Genomic DNA, 18125 nt, shown 5'->3' on the forward strand with positions numbered 1-18125 from the left:
AAAAACAAGATTAACGACAGTTTGGGCAGGAGAGGAGTCACTATCTCCCACTGGCATGAGATCAATCTACGCATCTGTATTGGATGTACACGTACTCTGTGAAATTACCGGGCGTGGATTGAAACAAAAGAATACTGTAGAAAAGCCATATATTTATTGAGAAAGGAATTAAAGTATTATGACGAGAGAAAAATATGAATCTCTGCCGCTTGCAACATTAAAAGACCTGGCAAAAGCACGAAAAATGAAAGGTGTATCAGCTATGAAAAAAAGCGGGCTGATTGACGCTATGCTGGCTCAGGATGAGAAAGAGAAGATGGAAGAAGCAAGGGCAGAAGCCAAGGAAGAAGTAAAAGAAGAATTGAAAGAAAAGAAGGAAGGCACGGATATTGAACAGCTGGACAGCGGTAAGTCAGCCAACGGGATTCTGGAGGTTCTGCCGGACGGATACGGATTTATCCGATGCGAGAACTACCTGCCGGGAGAAAACGATGTTTACGTATCCCCTTCACAGATCAGGAGATTTAATCTGAAAACCGGTGACATCATTTCCGGAAATACACGAATTAAGACACAGTCGGAGAAGTTCAGCGCCCTTTTGTATGTTTCCACCATCAATGGCATGAGGCCGTCGGAGGCAATGAAGAGAAATAATTTTGAGGACCTGACTCCGATCTTCCCGAATCAGAGGCTGCGCCTGGAGACACCGGGATGTTCTACAGCTATGCGTATCGTAGATCTGCTTTCTCCTATAGGAAAAGGGCAGAGGGGGATGATCGTGTCACCCCCGAAGGCCGGAAAGACGACCCTGCTGAAGGAAGTGGCGCTCTCTGTACAAAAGCGTGAGCCGAATATGCATCTGCTGATTCTGCTCATTGATGAGCGCCCGGAGGAAGTAACAGATATCCGTGAGGCGATCGCAGGACCGAATGTAGAAGTCATTTATTCTACATTTGATGAACTTCCGGAGCATCATAAAAGGGTATCCGAGATGGTGATTGAGCGCGCAAAAAGGCTGGTTGAGCATGGCAAGGATGTTACGATCCTTCTGGACAGTATTACAAGGCTTGCCCGTGCATACAATCTGACGGTTCCTCCATCAGGGAGAACACTTTCCGGCGGTCTTGATCCGGCAGCGCTTCATATGCCGAAGCGGTTTTTCGGTGCAGCCAGAAATATGAGAGAAGGCGGCAGCCTTACGATCCTGGCTACTGCACTTGTGGAAACAGGGAGTAAGATGGACGATGTGGTATACGAGGAATTCAAGGGAACCGGCAATATGGAACTGGTGCTGGATCGAAAACTCCAGGAGAAGAGGGTATTCCCGGCGATAGACATACCAAAATCAGGAACCAGAAGGGAAGACCTCCTGCTCAGCAGAGAGGAACAGGATGCAGTCTATATTATCCGCAGGGCAATGAACGGCCTGAAAGCGGAAGAAGCCGTGGACAACCTACTGAATATGTTCTCACAGACAAAGAGCAATGCAGATCTTGTCCAGGTTGTGATCAAAAAGAAATTTCTATAGCAATGGCATAAGGCTACGCTGGTCCAGACAGCGAATACCATATCAAAGGAATTTACGCAGCGCAGTTCTAGTATACATTGAGTACCTTCAGAAGCAATAGGAAAAGCACTAGCAGAATGCTTGGTTTTACGATTTTAGCGCCATTTTTCATAACCATTCCTGCACCCAGGTAGCCGCCGGCCATATTGCACAGTGCGGCTGCGATCCCAACGGGGATCAGTACCTGGCCATTTAGCAGAAAGATAATGAGGGATGTAATATTCGTCGTCAGATTAATTACTTTTGCCTGTGCGTTGGCGGTTTTAATACTGAGCTTAGCAAATACGGTAAAAGCGATGATCAGAAACGTACCCGTACCCGGCCCATAGAATCCGTCATAGATACCGATGATAAAAGCAGCAATGACTGCGGTTATGTAAGTTCTTTTGTCCAGCGTAACAGAATCGCTTCCTTTATCATGGAACAGCTTTTTATTCAGCACCAGGAATGCAGATACTGGCAGTATACCAATGAGTACATACAGCATGATCTTCTCCGGTACGATCATGGAAATATGTGCACCGATTGAAGAGCCCGCAATTGCGGCAATCACGGAAGGAATGGCCAGCCGGAAGCTGACAAGCCCGTTTTTCATAAAACGTATTGTGGCAAGCGTGGTTCCGCAGGTGGAAGACATCTTATTGGTGGCAACCGCCATATGAGGAGGAAGTCCCGCGATAAGATAGGCGGGCAGAGAGATCAGGCCACCGCCGCCTCCGATTGCATCTACCAGCCCGGCAAGAAAAAGAAAGGGGCATACGATTAGAAATGTGGAAGCGGAAAGTTCGATAATTGGGGTAGTGATATCCATATGAGCAACTCCTTATGTCATTAATGATAAATCAAACATGGGAATTATATCACAAACCGGATATACAAAAAAGACTTGTCCTATTTTATTTGTTTATTCTGAAAAATAGCTTGCAAAACCATAAATCTTATGATACAATAACAAAGCTGTTTAGAGATTATAATGACTATATATTAAAATAGAGAGGTGAAAATCATGAGAGAAGGAATCCATCCAGAGTACCATCAGGCGACAGTAACTTGCAACTGCGGCAACACATTTGTAACAGGCTCAACAAACAAGAATATTCACGTGGAAATCTGTTCCAAATGCCATCCATTCTACACTGGACAGCAGAAAGCAAATCAGGCTCGCGGACGTGTTGACAAGTTCAACAAAAAATATGGTATTAAATAGGAATGACTTATTGCAGGCTGAGGTGAGATATCTCAGCCTGTTCTTGGGTAAAGGACTGTCTGTAATCACATGTACACTTTGCTCAGCAAATTGCGCAAGTGATTTCCGGGCAGTTCCTTACAAGTAACTATATATGCAGATTTGATCAGAAGGTCAGCAACTTCGGAGAAGAAGGAACTGACCCTTTTCTGGTACAGAAGACAGGAGGACGCATGAAGTCATCGAACATAGGCGGACAGGCAGTTTTGGAAGGCATCATGATGAAGAATGGTAATCAGTATGCGGTGGCGGTCAGGAAACCTGATAAAGAGATCGCGGTAGATATACAGGAGTACAAGAGTGTAATTCCATGTAAGCCGCTGATGAAGATTCCTTTTATACGGGGTATCTTCAATTTTGTAGATTCCCTTGTCCTGGGGATGAAGACACTGATGTTTTCGGCGAGCTTTTTTGAAGAGGAAGAAGAGACAGAGGTGGAGCTGACAGAGGAAGCAATTGCAAAGAAGGAGAAGCAGGATAAACTGTTTATGAATCTGACGGTTGCATTTTCCGTAGTTCTTGCGGTTGCCATATTTATGGTTCTTCCTTATTTTTTGAGCAATATACTGCGGAAGCACATTGCATCCAGAGGGGTAATCACCATTCTGGAAGGCGTGATCCGCCTGGCCATTTTTCTGGGATATATTCTGCTCGTCTCCAGGATGGAAGATATCCAGAGAACATTTATGTATCATGGCGCAGAACATAAGTGCATCAATTGTATTGAACATGGGCTTATTCTGAATACAGACAACGTAAGGAAAAGCTCCAAGCAGCATAAACGCTGCGGCACAAGCTTTCTGTTCTTTGTCATGATAGTGAGTATTATATTCTGCTTCTTTATTACAGCAGAGTCACAGGTTATGAGAGTTGTGCTGCGTATCGCGCTTCTCCCGCTGATCGCAGGGGTATCATATGAGATTATCAAACTGGCCGGAAACAGTGATAATTATTTCATCAACCTGCTGAGCAAGCCGGGAATGTGGGTGCAGAATCTGACCACGAAAGAGCCGGATGACAGTATGATTGAAGTGGCGATTTGTGCAGTGGAAGCCGTATTTGACTGGAAGGCATATCTGGCGGAGAATTTCGGTACCCAGCTGCCGGCAGGCACGCCAGATGAGAAGACACTGGATCAAGTAATGAAAACCGTTGTGGCATCCGGGCAGATGGCCGGACAATATGATATGACGGGCCGGGCCGCAGCCAAAGGGCAGCATTTATGACACTGCGTGAAGCGTATCAAAGGGGAGAAGCGTTGTTAACAGAGGCCGGAATCACAGATGCCCGCCTGGATGCCTGGTATCTTCTGGAACATGTGAGCGGTGTCGGCAGGACCATGTATTATACCATGCCGGATAAAATTCTGACCGAGGTACAGGAAAAGCAGTATATAGGATTTGTAGAAAAAAGGGCGCAGAGGATCCCCCTGCAGCATCTGACGGGAACGCAGGAATTTATGGGTCTGGAATTCCGGGTGAATGAACATGTGCTGATTCCGAGACAGGATACGGAAACTTTGGTGGAGGAAGCCATCCGGTTTATTCATAAATATAAAGAAAAGTCATGCGGTGCGCTCGCCGGAAACATCTGCAGGAAGAATGAAAAAATATTCCGTCTTCTCGATATGTGTACCGGTTCCGGATGTATCCTGCTGAGTATTCTGCATGAGATTAGAAAAGAAGAGAAGATGCGGATCCAAGGAACAGGGACGGATGTCTCGGAGAAAGCATTGGAAACAGCCAGGGAGAATGCGGAGTCGCTCCATATCCGCGCAGATTTCCTGCACAGCGATCTATTTGACAAGGTGGAGGGAACCTACCAGATGATCGTGTCCAATCCGCCCTATATCAGAACCGATGTGATAAAGACCCTGCAGGAAGAAGTGAGGCAGCATGATCCTCTTCTGGCGTTGGACGGCAAAGAGGACGGCTTGTATTTTTACAGAGAGATTGTGGACAAGGCAAGGCGCTTTCTCGTAAGCGGCGGATGTCTTCTGTTTGAAATCGGGGCCGATCAGGGTGAGGCCGTGCAATCCATGATGTGTGAGGCGGGCTATACCCATGTTGCCGTAAAAAAGGATCTGGCAGGACTTGACCGGGTCGTTTCGGGCGTGTATGATGAATGAAGTGAGTTGTGAGAAAGGATAGAGAAATATGTTTGACAGATTAGAAGATTTGCTGATCCGCTACGAGGAAGTAATGGGAGAACTGCAGGAGCCGGGTGTGGCTAATGATCCGGAACGATTTCGGAAACTGATGAAAGAGCAGAGTGACCTGACTCCGATCGTAGAGGCATACAAAGAATATAAGCAGTGTAAGCAGAACATAGAGGACAGCCTGATCATGCTGGATGAAGAATCTGATGAGGAGATGCGGGAACTCGCAAAAGAGGAACTCAATGATTCCAAAGCCCGTGTTGAAGAGCTCGAGCAGGAACTGAAGATCTTGCTGCTTCCGAAGGATCCCAATGACGAAAAGAACGTAATCGTAGAGATCCGTGCAGGAGCCGGCGGAGATGAGGCGGCGCTGTTTGCGGCAGAGATCTATCGTATGTATGTTCATTATGCAGAAGGACGCCGCTGGAGAGTGGAGATGATTTCCCTGAATGAAAACGGAATCGGCGGTTTCAAGGAGTGTGTGTTTATGATCAGCGGGCAGGGCGCATACTCCCGTTTGAAATATGAGAGCGGCGTACACCGTGTACAGCGTGTGCCGGAGACAGAGAGCGGCGGCAGAATCCACACCTCCACAATTACGGTTGCCATTATGCCGGAGGCAGAGGAAGTGGACGTTGTCATTGAGGAGAAGGATATCCGAATCGACGTTATGCGTGCGTCAGGAAACGGCGGACAGTGCGTCAATACAACGGACTCCGCTGTACGTCTGACTCATTATCCAACGGGGATCGTGATTTACAGCCAGACCGAAAAGTCACAGCTGCAGAACAAGGAAAAGGCGTTCCGGCTGCTTCGCTCCAAGCTGTATGACCTGGAACTGGAAAGGCAGCAGGCGTCCGAGGCTGAGGCGAGAAGAAGCCAGGTCGGAACCGGGGACCGTTCTGAGAAGATCAGAACCTACAATTTCCCCCAGGGACGGGTTACGGATCACAGAATTAAGCTGACGCTGCACAAACTGGATACGATTCTAAACGGGGACCTGGATGAAATCATAGATAGTCTGACCGCTGCAGACCAGGCAGCAAAACTGGCGAATATGAATGGTAACTAAGCAGGATTAATCAGAGTCCGGCACCAGCGGTATAAGCTGATGCCGGACTCTTATAGTTGTGCGCCGTCAGAAAACTTTAGTACAGATTGAAAAAGGTTTCTTATGTGTATGCTCTGTTACATATACAACTTATATACCATCCACCTCCAGTTGCACAGGAAAAATACGGCAAGTACGCTCAGCACCATATAAACCGCTGGTTCGTGTGTGGAGAGTGCGAGCTCTTTCCTCGTGCCGGTCCGGGAAAACAGGCGACGGTATACGATCCAGATGCAATAACCGGCCAGTGCGCCGAAAGTGTTCATGATCAGGTCATTAATATCGGTAACCCTGTTGTTGAATAACTGGCAGATTTCGATGGAAAGAGAATAGCCGGCTCCGGCCAGAAGGACTCTGGGGAGTGTACGGTAATTGCTCCAGAGCAGCGGCAGGAGAAATCCAAGTGGCATGAACATGATGATATTCAAAATCTGTGAAAGCTCCAGCCCATCGTTAAATGGAATCAGGTTGATCTTATCCAGTGAAAGGATGCTGTCGTATTTGCCGATGTCCCATATGGTTCCGATCCCTGTTGTGTCCAGTACCATATGGAGGTAGAACACAAACAGGAATACCCAGATGAAATGAGCCTTAGTCAGATGGTTCCCGGGCTTGCGGGCCCGGATAAACATATAGATAAGACAGGGCAGCAGCACACATAAAATAGGATAGAGCGTAATAATAATATCAGCCATAGCGGTTTCCTCCTTGATGCTTGTACATCGAAAATAATTAACTTACTGTTATACTGACCTAAATTTTCGATGCATTAGTTTGTAACGGTTCAGACAGGCCTGCCTGATTTGTTACGTTAGTTTCATTATTTCAGCTTTTTCTTAAAATACTTTGGGAATTTTATTAAGATTTTATGATTTAGGAAGTTCCTGTATCACGATAAGCCTGAGGGCGTAGATACTGCGGATGCAGGGCCGTATAACTGTATTGAAGCATGGACATATAAATGAAGGGGTTACAGATACGAAGGAACTGGAGTAATATGATTAACATACGAATTGTTATAATGAGAGAGGTAAGATCATGAAAGAAAAACTGAAGAGATTATTTTCCTATTATAAGCCCTACAAAGGGCTGTTTTACAGCGACATGTTTTTTGCCATACTTGGAGCGGCTGTGACCCTGGTCATTCCGATGATTGTCCGATATATTACAAACGACGTTATTTATTTTGACAGGGCCGATGCGAGACATGCAATTCTGGTTCTGGGTGCTGTGATGCTGGCGCTTGTGGCACTGGAAGTCTTCTGCAATTTTTACATAGCGTACTTCGGACATACGATGGGCGCAAAGATGGAAGCCGATATGCGCAGCGATATATTCGGCCATTATCAGAAGCTGACATTTGCGTTTTATGATAATCAGAAGGTCGGCCACCTGCTCTCCAGAATTACAAGCGATCTGTTCGATATCAGTGAGCTGCTTCACCACGGACCGGAGGACCTTGTGATATCTATTATTAAAATAATCGGTTCCTTTGTGATTCTGCTGACTGTTAATGTAAAACTGGCTTTGATCGCTTTTATATTTATTCCGGTTATGGCGATATTCGCCTTTTATTATAACGGTAAAATGAAAACTGCATTCAAAAGAAACCGAGAGAAGATTGCAGACATAAACAGCCAGATTGAAGACAGTCTTTCGGGTATCCGTGTCGTAAAATCATTTGCAAATGAAAATATGGAAATGAAAAAATTCAAGGCAGGGAATGAGAATTTTGTGGCGGCAAAGAAGCTGAGCTATAAGTACATGGGAATTTATAATTCCGGGCTTGGGGCAATGAGTACTCTGATTACTGTTGTCGTACTGCTGGCTGGCGTGAGCCTGATGCTCAATGGCTCGATTGCCGTGACGGATCTGATTACATTTCTGCTTTATATTAATAACTTTACGGAACCAGTAAGGAAACTGGTGAACTTCACCGAGCAATTCCAGAACGGCTATTCCGGTTTCGAGAGATTTCTGGAAATCCTGTCTATAGCTCCGGATATTGCCGATGAGCCTGATGCGGTTTCCTTGAAAGACGTAAAAGGCACCATTGAGTTTAAAAAAGTATCCTTTTACTATGAAAATGAGAGTGAGAAAGTTCTGGACAATCTGGATCTCAAAGTAGAGGCAGGCGACTATATAGCACTGGTAGGACCGTCGGGAGTGGGTAAGACAACGCTTTGCAGCCTGATCCCCCGTTTCTATGAAGTATCTGAGGGCGGGATCCTTCTGGATGGAACGGACATCAGGCATATCAAATTGGAAGAACTGCGCAGTCATATCGGAATCGTACAGCAGGATGTCTATCTGTTTTCGGGCAGTGTGATGGATAATATCCGTTACGGAAAACCCGGGGCTACGGACGAAGAAGTGGTACGTGCGGCCAAAAATGCCAATGCCCACGAGTTTATCATGAGTTTTCCCGAAGGTTACGATACAGATATCGGACAGCGGGGCGTAAAACTGTCAGGAGGGCAAAAACAGCGCCTTTCCATTGCCAGAGTCTTCCTTAGGAATCCTGAAGTGCTGATCTTTGACGAAGCAACCTCTGCGCTAGACAATGAAAGTGAAAAAGTAGTACAGCAGTCAATGGAGAACCTGGCAAAAAACAGAACCACCTTTGTGATTGCGCACAGGCTGTCTACGATCCGCAATGCACAGCGTATACTGGTCATGGCGGATCATGGGATTGCGGAAGAAGGGACACATGAAGAATTGCTGAGAAAACGGGGGATATATGCGGGGCTGTACCAAATGCAGTTCGGGAATTAAGGGACGAGCCTTAGCCTCATTGACAGGTATGTTCTTCCGGGGGCTTTCACTGAAAAGTCTTACAGACCAGTGTGGTCAAAGATATAAAAGCACTCAAAAAAGTTTTGCCGATATAAACGAACCACCAATTCTCTCCCATATACAACCCTAGTCCCTCCCCGGCATCCCTGTCATTAAGCGTCCCCTTCCGCGCCTGGACTAAAGCTCGCTAAATCCCATTTTTTAAAATATCTATGCTTTTATTGTCAGTTAAAGAAAAAATGTGGTATACTATCAAAGTATTATTTGTCTGTGAGACAAGTTTATACAAAAGGTTATTAGTAATTACATTCAGAAAGAGAAGGATAGGAATGGACGATATAAATTTTAAACGGCCGGAGCTGGAGGACAGGGAGATCATTACTTCTTATTTTTATAAGGCGCCTAGCAGGAGCTGCGAAAGGACATTTAGTAACGTGTACCTCTGGTCCAGGCATTACCATGTTAAGTATGCTGTTATAGAGGATGCCCTGATATTTCAGGACGATGAATTTGATCTTGCGTTTGCTTATCCGGCGGGAGAACCACAGTGCGTTAAAAATGCACTGGAATTTCTTATGAAATACAGCGTGGAGAAGGGATATCCGTTTAAACTATATAACGTGACGGAAGAAAATTTTGCGCAGTTGGATCGCTGGTATCCCGGTGAATACCAGATTGAGTATGAACGGGATCAAGCGGATTATGTGTATGAAACGGAAAAGTTAGCGACGCTGGCAGGCAAGAAGCTTCACAGCAAACGAAACCACATTAATAAGTTTAAGACGGCGAATCCGGACTGGAGCTATGAGACGCTGGATGACAGTAACCAGGAAGAGTGTTTCCAGATGGCATTGAAATGGCGTAACCAGAATGGGTGTGAGGAGGATTCCGATAAGAATGCGGAGATGTGCGTGACACTGAATTCGCTGCGTTTGTTTAAGGAACTTGGGCAGAGGGGCGGTGTTCTCAGGGTGAACGGAGAGATTGCCGCATTTACGATTGGCGAACCTGTATGCGGGGATACGTTTGTTGTTCATATAGAAAAGGCATTTGCTGATATTGACGGTGCATATCCGATGATTAACCAGCAGTTTGTGCTGCACGAATGCATGGATTATAAATATGTGAACCGCGAGGAGGATACGGGGGCGGAAGGGCTGAGGAAGGCAAAACTTTCGTACAGGCCGGCCTTTCTGGTAGAAAAAGGGGTTGTTACTAAAAAGACGGCCCGCGGTACCGAATAGCGAATTCAGTTCTGCGGCTATTCCGCAGAACTGTCAGAAGGGTATCCCCGGATGTCCATATATAAAATAAATCAGAAATGGAGAGAGGAAAATGATTTCAAAAAAAATGGAAAATATGGTCGCGAACAGTTCTGCGATCCGCGCAATGTTTGAAGAAGGCAACCGTCTGGCGGGGATTTACGGAGCGGAGAATGTATATGATTTCAGCCTGGGCAATCCCAATGTTCCCGCGCCGGAGGCGGTAAAGGACGCGATCCGCGAGCTGCTTGATGAAGAAAACCCCGTTGTGCTTCATGGATATACAAACAGTAATGCAGGCTACGAGGATGTAAGACAGGCCATTGCAGAATCTTTAAATAAAAGATTTGGTACATATTTTGAATCTAAGAATATTACAATGACGGTTGGTGCGGCAGGCGGCCTGAATGTCATTCTCAAATCGCTTCTGAACCCCGGAGACGAGGTCATTGCGTTCGCCCCTTATTTCGGCGAATACAGGAGTTATACGAATAATTATGACGGAGTGCTTGTGGAGATTTCTCCGGATACCTCCACATTCCAGCCAAAACTGGATGAATTTGAAGCCAAAATCACGCCGAAGACAAAGGCTGTCATTGTAAATACTCCGAACAACCCGACCGGCGTTGTCTATTCGGAGGATACCATTCGTAAGATGGCCGCTGTCATGGATGAAAAGCAAAAAGAATATGGGACGGAGATTTATCTGATTTCCGACGAGCCATATAGAGAACTGGCATATGACGGAGTAGAAGTTCCGTATCTTACAAAGTATTATGCCAATACGGTTGTAGGATATTCCTACAGCAAATCCCTCTCCCTTCCAGGGGAGCGCATCGGTTATCTGGTAATTCCGGATGAGGCGGCTGACAGTGAAAAGCTGATCGGAGCAGCAAATGTGGCGACCAGAATTCTGGGCTTTGTAAATGCGCCTACCCTGCAGCAGAAGGTGGTTAAGAAATGTCTGAACGAAAAGACAGATATTTCTTATTACAATAGAAACAGAGAAACATTATATAACGGTTTAAAAGAATTAGGCTTTGAATGTATCAAACCGGAAGGCGCTTTTTATTTGTTTGTAAAATCACCGGTTGCAGATGAAAAAGAATTCTGTGCCGCAGCGAAAAAGTATAATATTTTGATTGTGCCCGGCTCCTCATTCGCATGCCCTGGCTATGTCAGGCTGGCATATTGTGTATCCTATGAGACAATCGTGAATTCCCTGCCTAAATTTGCGGAACTGGCGGCAGAATACAGATAGGACAGGAGCAGCGAAAATGGAACCAAATGCAAAGTTGTTAGAAAATATACGTAAAGTAGAGCCTTATGTTCCCGGTGAACAGCCACAGGAAAAGGTAATCAAGCTTAATACAAATGAAAATCCCTATCCACCGGCGCCGGGGGTGCTTGAAGCGTTGAAGCATCTGGACACAGACCGTCTGCGTCTTTATCCGGATCCTGCCTCGGGCACACTTGTGGAGGCACTGGCAGAGTATTACGGTGTTAGCCGTGAACAAGTCTTTGTTGGAGTTGGCTCTGATGATGTACTGTCAATGTGTTTTTTGACATTTTTCAATTCAAAAAAGCCGATTTTGTTTCCGGATATTACATATTCGTTTTATAAAGTATGGGCTGAGCTTTATCACATCCCGTATGAGTGCCCGAAACTGGATGAAGATTTTCGTATCCGAAGGGAAGATTACTATAAGGAAAACGGAGGGATTATATTCCCCAATCCAAATGCTCCTACGGCTGTTTATGAGGATCTGGAGTTTGTTGAGGATATTCTAAAGCATAATCAGGAAGTGATTGTGATCGTAGATGAGGCATACATTGATTTTGCGGGAAGATCTGCGCTGGAACTTTTGAACAGGTACGAGAACCTGATCGTAGTGCAGACATTTTCAAAAGCGAGATCTATGGCGGGGATGCGAATCGGATATGCCATCAGCAGCCCGGCTTTGATTAAATACCTGGATGATGTGAAGTATTCATTCAACTCTTATACCATGAATCTTCCGTCGCTTGTATGCGGGACAGAAGCAGTAAAAGATAAAGTGTATTTTGGTATGACAACAGCAAGTATCATAGAAACCAGAGAGTGGGCCAAGAAAGAGCTGAGTAGTCTGGGCTTTCAGTTTCCCGACGCAAAAGCTAATTTTATATTTGCAGCTCACCCGGATTATGATGCAGCAAAACTGTTTGCTGCTCTGAAAAAAGAAAATATTTATGTAAGGTACTGGGGCAGCGAACGGATCGAGCAGTATCTGCGAATCACAGTAGGAACCAGAGAAGAGATGGAAGCACTTTTCACATTTCTGAAAAGTTATATAAGATAATTTGTAACAGTTCAGGCTTGCCTGAACTGTTACGATAGTTTTATAGAAGCATCCCCATAAATGTGGAAGTGACAGGTTTCAAATCACCAGATAGAAAACCGGAAGCCAAAATGTGTATTGAGACAGGAAACAGAGCTGTCAGAAATACATATTTTGACTTCCGGTTTGGTTTAGGATCCCGCTTCCATCTGTCCTTTTCCCTCATTTTGTTCTTTCAGCATCAGCAGATGCAGATATTCTTCCAGTTTCCGTTGGGATTCCGCGGAAAGATGAAGATAAGAAATCAGGATCTCACGCCCCCTTTCAGGTGCAGTACTGGCGGTTGTGATAATCCCTAGCTTCGAACCCGTCAGCAGATAATCGGCTGATACGCCGAAGTATGCGGCGATGCGCAGCAAACGTTCATAATCCGGCTGTTTGCCCTTCGTCTCATAGCCTGCGATTGTCGAGCGTGTCACTTTCAGATAATCAGCCAGTTCCTTCTGCGTGACATGATTTTGTTCCCTTAGTAGTTTCAATGTAGATGCAAACTTCATGATGGCACCTCCCGGAATATGGTATATTTTACCAGCTTGTTACAATTTATAGACAAATTGTGTCAAAAATCAACATAAGAAAAATAAAAGTGTCAATATGATACGTATTGATTACTGAACAAATTGCTGCAAAAGTGATACCCGTTGACACAGACCGGTAAAATTCGTATAATGAAATTGAGAAAAAGAAGGGAAGTATATGCATGATCGCAAAGAATAACGAAGAAAAAAGAAACCGGATTTGGAGGGCTGTAATGGCTGTGACAACTGTGCTGATCATCATCATAGCAGCCTTTTTCGTGATAAAGCTTTTTACTGCCAATCCAGTGGAAGGCAAGTGGAGTCATGAGGACAGCGGCCTGGTTATGTCGATCAGGGGGAATGGAACCGCAGTACTTCAATGGCCGGAAGAGTTCGAGAGCGAAGGCGTCTCTGTTAAGATGAGGTATAGTGTTGACAAAGATACAAAGACATTTACACTGCGGTCGGATGACGAGGCAGTACAAAAGGCAGCGGATGCATCGGACGGAACTGCTACAGCAGAAGGATTAAGTTCGGCAGTGAATTCGCTGGAGGGAACGTATGACTACAACATTGAAAAAAGTACACTGACACTGACCGACAGAGAGTATGGAGATCAGATGATATTTGATAAAAAGTAACCGGAAAACAGGGAATTCACTCCCTGTTTTTCTACGATAAGACGGTGTGTGCAGAAAGGATAATTACGATGGAGATGTTAAGAGAAAAGACAAAAACAGTCAGAATAGGAGATGTCCTTATTGGAGGCGGGCATCCGGTTGCAATCCAGTCTATGACGAATACAAGAACCGAGGATGTGGAGTCTACAGCCGCACAGATACGAAAGCTGGAGGCGGCAGGCTGCGAGATCATCCGTTGCGCAGTACCAACGATGGAGGCGGCTTATGCCTTAAAAGAGATTAAGAGACAGATCCATATCCCACTGGTTGCAGACATTCATTTTGATTACAGGCTTGCAATTGCGGCGATCGAGAACGGAGCAGATAAGATCCGGATCAACCCTGGTAACATCGGGAGCAGGGAACGTCTGCAGGCCGTCGTGAAAAAGGCAAAGGAATATGAGACGCCGATCCGGGTGGGCGTCAACAGCGGTTCGCTGGAAAAACCATTGCTGGAGAAGTACGGCGGCGTGACCGCTGAGGGGATCGTGGAGAGTGCGCTGGACAAGATCCGAATGATCGAAGAGATGGAGTATGATAACCTTGTGGTCAGTATCAAATCTTCTGATGTAATGATGTGTGTGAAGGCCCACGAACGGATCGCTTCGAGGTGTCCTTACCCGCTCCATGTGGGGATCACAGAGGCAGGAACTGTTTACTCGGGAAATGTCAAATCTTCTGTAGGACTGGGAATCATCCTGTACGAAGGCATCGGCGATACCATCCGTGTCTCTTTGACCGGAGATCCACTGGAAGAGATAAAAACTGCAAAGCTGATATTGAAGACACTGGGGCTGCGCAAAGGCGGGATCGAAGTGGTGTCCTGCCCGACCTGCGGTCGGACGAAGATTGACCTGATCGGCCTTGCAAACCAGGTTGAGAATATGGTGGCAGATATCCCTCTGGATATCAAGGTTGCCGTTATGGGATGTGTCGTTAACGGCCCGGGTGAGGCAAAAGAGGCAGATATCGGAATTGCAGGGGGAATTGGAGAAGGCCTTCTGATCAGGAAAGGTGAAATTGTGAAAAAGGTGAAGGAAGAGGAGCTTCTGGAAACCTTGCGGCAGGAGTTGTTAAATTGGAAAAGATAGGGAACGAAAAGATATTTTTTCATGTTTTTCCAACATTAAAAGTGGAAAATGATATTAAGATGCTTTTTAGCGATGTGGAGGTCTCGAAGATCACAACGAACTCAAAACGTGATTTTCTCCGTGTCCACATTTTTAGCAGGCATCTGATCCAGAAAAAGCATATATGGCAGATGGAACAGAAGATTAAAGAGCAGCTTTTTGGCAATACGAGGGTGTCCATCCGCCTGGAAGAGCAGTATGCGTTGTCCGAGCAGTACACGGCGAGCACGCTCATGATGGAATACCGGGAAAGCATTGTGCAGGAACTGAAGCAGCACAGCGTGCTGGCGGCAAGTATGTTTGAACAGGCAGAGATGCACTTTGAAGGCAGTGATATCCTGTATCTGGAGATGCTCAATACGATCGTATCCGAAGGAAAACGGGAGTATATCGTAGATCTGCTTCATGAAATCTATGAAAAGAGATTCCATATCAAAGCCGACATCAGGGTAACGTACCGCGAGGCGCAGGGAGAGCAGGACCGTCAGTATGAAGAGCAGAGGATCCAGCAGGAGATCAATGCCATATTTGAACGCAGGGCAAAGCAGAGAGGCGAAGAACCGGCAGAGGACAGCGCTGGCGGCCAGAGAGAAAAAAAGGAGGGGAACCAGGAAAAACGGGGAGACTCCGGGAAGAAAGGCGATTTCAAGAAGAAAGATTTCAAGAAAAAAGATTTCTACAGGCCGCTTAAGCAAGGCGATGACCCGAGTCTGATATACGGCAGGAATTTCGATGATGAGCCGATCACACTGGATCAGGTTGTTACCGAGATGGGAGAGATTACCGTCCACGGAAAGATCATTAATTTTGACACCAGAGAGATTAGAAATGACAAGACGATTCTGATGTTTGCAGTCACGGATTTTACCGATACGATTACGGTGAAGATGTTCACCAGAAATGATCAGCTGCCGGAGCTGCTGGGGGATTTAAAAAAGGGTGTTTTCGTTAAAATCAAGGGGATTACAACCATTGATAAATTTGACGGGGAACTGACCATCGGCTCAGTGACAGGCATCAAAAAGAGCGGAGATTTTACCGTTACAAGAAAGGATCTGAGCCAGGTTAAGAGAGTGGAGCTCCACTGTCACACAAAGATGAGCGATATGGACGGGGTTTCTGAGGTAAAGGATATTGTGAAGCGTGCCCATGACTGGGGGCATCCCGCCGTTGCCATTACAGACCATGGCATTGTGCAGTCGTTCCCGGATGCCAATCATTTTATCGAGACACTTGATAAGGACGATCCTTTTAAAGTGATTTATGGTGTGGAAGGCTATGTTGTAGATGATCTGACGGAGATCGCGGTGAATGCCGGGGATGAGCGGCTGGATGATACATATATCGTATTCGATCTGGAGACGACGGGTTTTAGCGCTATTAAAGATAAAATAATTGAGATCGGAGCAGTTAAGGTTGTAAATGGAGAGATTGTGGAACGGTTCAGCACCTTTGTCAATCCCAAAAGGCCGATCCCGTTTGAGATCACACAGCTCACAAGCATTACGGATGAAATGGTGATGGGATATCCGGATATCGAGACGATATTGCCGCAGTTTCTGGAATTTGCGGCGGATGGGGTGCTTGTTGCGCACAATGCGGGGTTTGATGTGGGATTTATCGAGCAGAATTGCAGATATCAGGATATAGAGCCGGACTTTGTTTATGTGGATACGGTGGCTATGGCGAGGGTACTTCTGCCTACACTGTCCAAGTATAAGCTGAACGTGGTGGCGAAGGCGCTGGGGATCTCCCTGGAGAACCACCACCGGGCGGTAGACGACGCTGCCGCTACAGCGGAGATATTCGTAAAGTTTGTCCAGATGCTGAAAGAACAAAATATCACAACCTTAAAGGAAATGAACCAGTTTGGAGATATGAATCCGAATGCCATCCGCAAACTGCCCACCTATCATATCATCATACTGATAAAAAATGATATCGGCCGGTATAACCTTTACCAGCTGATTACCGAGTCCCATTTGACCTACTATGCAAGAAGGCCAAGGATCCCCAAAAGTGTGCTGAACAGGTACAGGGAGGGGCTGATCGTGGGGAGCGCATGCGAGGCTGGAGAACTGTACCAGGCTGTCTTGAACAATAAGTCTGCAGAGTCCATCGCAAGACTTGCAGATTTCTATGATTACTACGAAATCCAGCCACTCGGCAACAACCGGTTTATGATGGTCAGTGACAAGTTTCCGGATATCAACACTACGGAGGACTTAGAGGAGATTAACAGAAAGATTGTGGAACTGGGAGAAAAGTTCAAAAAGCCGGTTGTAGGTACCTGCGACGTGCATTTCCTGGATCCGGAGGACGAGGTGTACCGTCGGATTATCATGGCAGGTAAGGGATTCAGTGATGCTGATGAACAAGCGCCGCTGTATCTGCGGACAACGGAGGAGATGCTGGAAGAGTTTGAATATCTTGGTTCAGCAAAGGCCAGAGAGATTGTCATAGAGAATACGAACAAGATCTGCGATATGGTTGAGAAAATATCTCCGATCAATCCGAATAAGTGTCCGCCGGTGATCGCAAATTCGGAGCAGGATCTGAGGAATATCTGTTACAACAGGGCTCATGAAATCTATGGCGAAGACCTGCCGGAGCCGGTGTCCACCCGTTTGGAGAAGGAACTGAACTCGATCATATCAAACGGGTACTCCGTCATGTATATCATTGCCCAGAAGCTGGTATGGAAATCAAATGACGACGGATACCTGGTAGGTTCCCGTGGATCTGTTGGTTCTTCCTTTGTTGCCACAATGTCAGGGATCACTGAGGTAAATCCCTTAAGTCCGCATTATTACTGTGAGAAATGCCACTATAATGAATTTGACTCCCCGGAAGTAAAGGCATATGCGGGGGGCTGCGGCTTCGATATGCCGGACAAGATATGCCCAAACTGCGGGGAAATGCTGATAAAGGCGGGATTTGACATCCCATTCGAGACCTTCCTCGGCTTTAAGGGCGATAAAGAGCCTGATATTGACCTGAACTTCTCGGGAGATTATCAGGCAAAGGCACATAAGTATACGGAAGTGCTATTCGGGGAAGGCCATACGTTTAAGGCCGGGACTATCGGAACACTTGCAGATAAGACCGCATTTGGTTATGTGAGGAACTATTATGAGGAACGCGGGCACAGAAAAAGAAAGTGTGAGATTGACAGAATTACGGTGGGATGCACTGGGATCCGCAGAAGTACGGGCCAGCATCCGGGAGGGATCGTCGTACTGCCTCACGGACACAGCATCAATGAGTTTACCCCGGTGC

At 46.1% G+C, this 18125-nt stretch carries 15 protein-coding genes; 12 read left to right on the top strand and 3 right to left on the bottom strand.

Annotated features, from left to right (window positions below):
- The first annotated feature begins 178 nt into the window (after positions 1–178).
- Entirely contained in the window at positions 179–1528 is a 1350-nt protein-coding gene (rho, locus tag GKG43_RS12790; RefSeq protein ID WP_025657258.1) for a transcription termination factor Rho, read from the top strand.
- Between the two features lie 67 nt (positions 1529–1595).
- Here the strand turns inward: rho and GKG43_RS12795 are convergent, their stop codons facing one another.
- Positions 1596–2378, bottom strand: a complete 783-nt coding sequence (locus tag GKG43_RS12795; RefSeq protein WP_153920998.1) for a TSUP family transporter — start codon at positions 2376–2378, stop codon at positions 1596–1598.
- A 195-nt stretch (positions 2379–2573) separates the two neighbouring features.
- Here GKG43_RS12795 and rpmE point away from each other — a divergent pair, with 195 nt between their 5' ends.
- The 4 genes from rpmE (at position 2574) to prfA (ending at position 6043) form a co-directional block, all read left to right on the top strand.
- Positions 2574–2774: a 50S ribosomal protein L31 gene (rpmE, locus tag GKG43_RS12800; protein WP_025657260.1), complete on the top strand. Its 201-nt coding sequence runs from the start codon at positions 2574–2576 to the stop codon at positions 2772–2774.
- Positions 2775–2986: 212 nt separating this feature from the next.
- A complete protein-coding gene (locus GKG43_RS12805) occupies positions 2987–4039 on the top strand; it encodes a DUF1385 domain-containing protein (RefSeq protein WP_243125855.1) in 1053 nt (350 codons plus the stop codon).
- A complete protein-coding gene (gene prmC, locus GKG43_RS12810) occupies positions 4036–4941 on the top strand; it encodes a peptide chain release factor N(5)-glutamine methyltransferase (RefSeq protein ID WP_129879182.1) in 906 nt (301 codons plus the stop codon). The genes GKG43_RS12805 and prmC overlap by 4 nt, the downstream gene beginning before the upstream one ends.
- 28 nt (positions 4942–4969) lie before the next feature.
- Positions 4970–6043 (top strand): peptide chain release factor 1, encoded by a 1074-nt coding sequence (gene prfA / locus GKG43_RS12815; RefSeq protein WP_129879183.1) that lies wholly within the window; start codon positions 4970–4972, stop codon positions 6041–6043.
- Positions 6044–6159: 116 nt separating this feature from the next.
- Here prfA and GKG43_RS12820 read toward each other — a convergent pair whose 3' ends face one another.
- On the bottom strand, positions 6160–6777 hold the full coding sequence (locus GKG43_RS12820) for a VanZ family protein (protein ID WP_129879184.1): 618 nt from the start codon (positions 6775–6777) through the stop codon (positions 6160–6162).
- Positions 6778–7120: 343 nt separating this feature from the next.
- Here GKG43_RS12820 and GKG43_RS12825 point away from each other — a divergent pair, with 343 nt between their 5' ends.
- The 4 genes from GKG43_RS12825 to hisC all read left to right on the top strand — a co-directional run bounded on the left by GKG43_RS12825 (position 7121) and on the right by hisC (position 12479).
- Positions 7121–8857, top strand: a complete 1737-nt coding sequence (locus GKG43_RS12825; RefSeq protein WP_025657265.1) for an ABC transporter ATP-binding protein — start codon at positions 7121–7123, stop codon at positions 8855–8857.
- A 350-nt stretch (positions 8858–9207) separates the two neighbouring features.
- The gene (locus GKG43_RS12830) at positions 9208–10122 is read left to right on the top strand and encodes a phosphatidylglycerol lysyltransferase domain-containing protein (protein ID WP_025657266.1); all 915 of its coding nucleotides are present in this window, start codon (positions 9208–9210) and stop codon (positions 10120–10122) included.
- A gap of 91 nt (positions 10123–10213) precedes the next feature.
- A complete protein-coding gene (locus GKG43_RS12835) occupies positions 10214–11401 on the top strand; it encodes a pyridoxal phosphate-dependent aminotransferase (RefSeq protein WP_129879185.1) in 1188 nt (395 codons plus the stop codon).
- A gap of 16 nt (positions 11402–11417) precedes the next feature.
- Positions 11418–12479 carry a histidinol-phosphate transaminase gene (hisC, locus tag GKG43_RS12840; protein WP_129879186.1) on the top strand — a complete coding sequence of 354 codons (1062 nt, stop codon included), beginning with the start codon at positions 11418–11420 and terminating at the stop codon, positions 12477–12479.
- Between the two features lie 170 nt (positions 12480–12649).
- Here the strand turns inward: hisC and GKG43_RS12845 are convergent, their stop codons facing one another.
- Positions 12650–13015 (bottom strand): helix-turn-helix transcriptional regulator, encoded by a 366-nt coding sequence (locus tag GKG43_RS12845; protein ID WP_025657268.1) that lies wholly within the window; start codon positions 13013–13015, stop codon positions 12650–12652.
- Between the two features lie 203 nt (positions 13016–13218).
- On the opposite strand from GKG43_RS12845, the gene GKG43_RS12850 reads away from it, so the two are divergent.
- The 3 genes from GKG43_RS12850 to GKG43_RS12860 form a co-directional block, all read left to right on the top strand.
- Positions 13219–13677, top strand: coding sequence for a hypothetical protein (locus GKG43_RS12850; protein ID WP_129879187.1), 459 nt, complete (start codon positions 13219–13221; stop codon positions 13675–13677).
- 74 nt (positions 13678–13751) lie between these two features.
- Entirely contained in the window at positions 13752–14807 is a 1056-nt protein-coding gene (gene ispG, locus GKG43_RS12855) for a flavodoxin-dependent (E)-4-hydroxy-3-methylbut-2-enyl-diphosphate synthase (RefSeq protein ID WP_129879192.1), read from the top strand.
- Positions 14795–18125 (top strand): PolC-type DNA polymerase III (locus tag GKG43_RS12860; RefSeq protein WP_129879188.1); only part of this gene is annotated, 3331 nt, incomplete at its 3' end. The genes ispG and GKG43_RS12860, both read left to right, overlap by 13 nt.

This window comes from Eubacterium sp. BIOML-A2 (assembly GCF_009680135.1).
Classification (GTDB): Bacteria; Bacillota; Clostridia; order Lachnospirales; family Lachnospiraceae; genus Faecalicatena; species Faecalicatena contortus_B.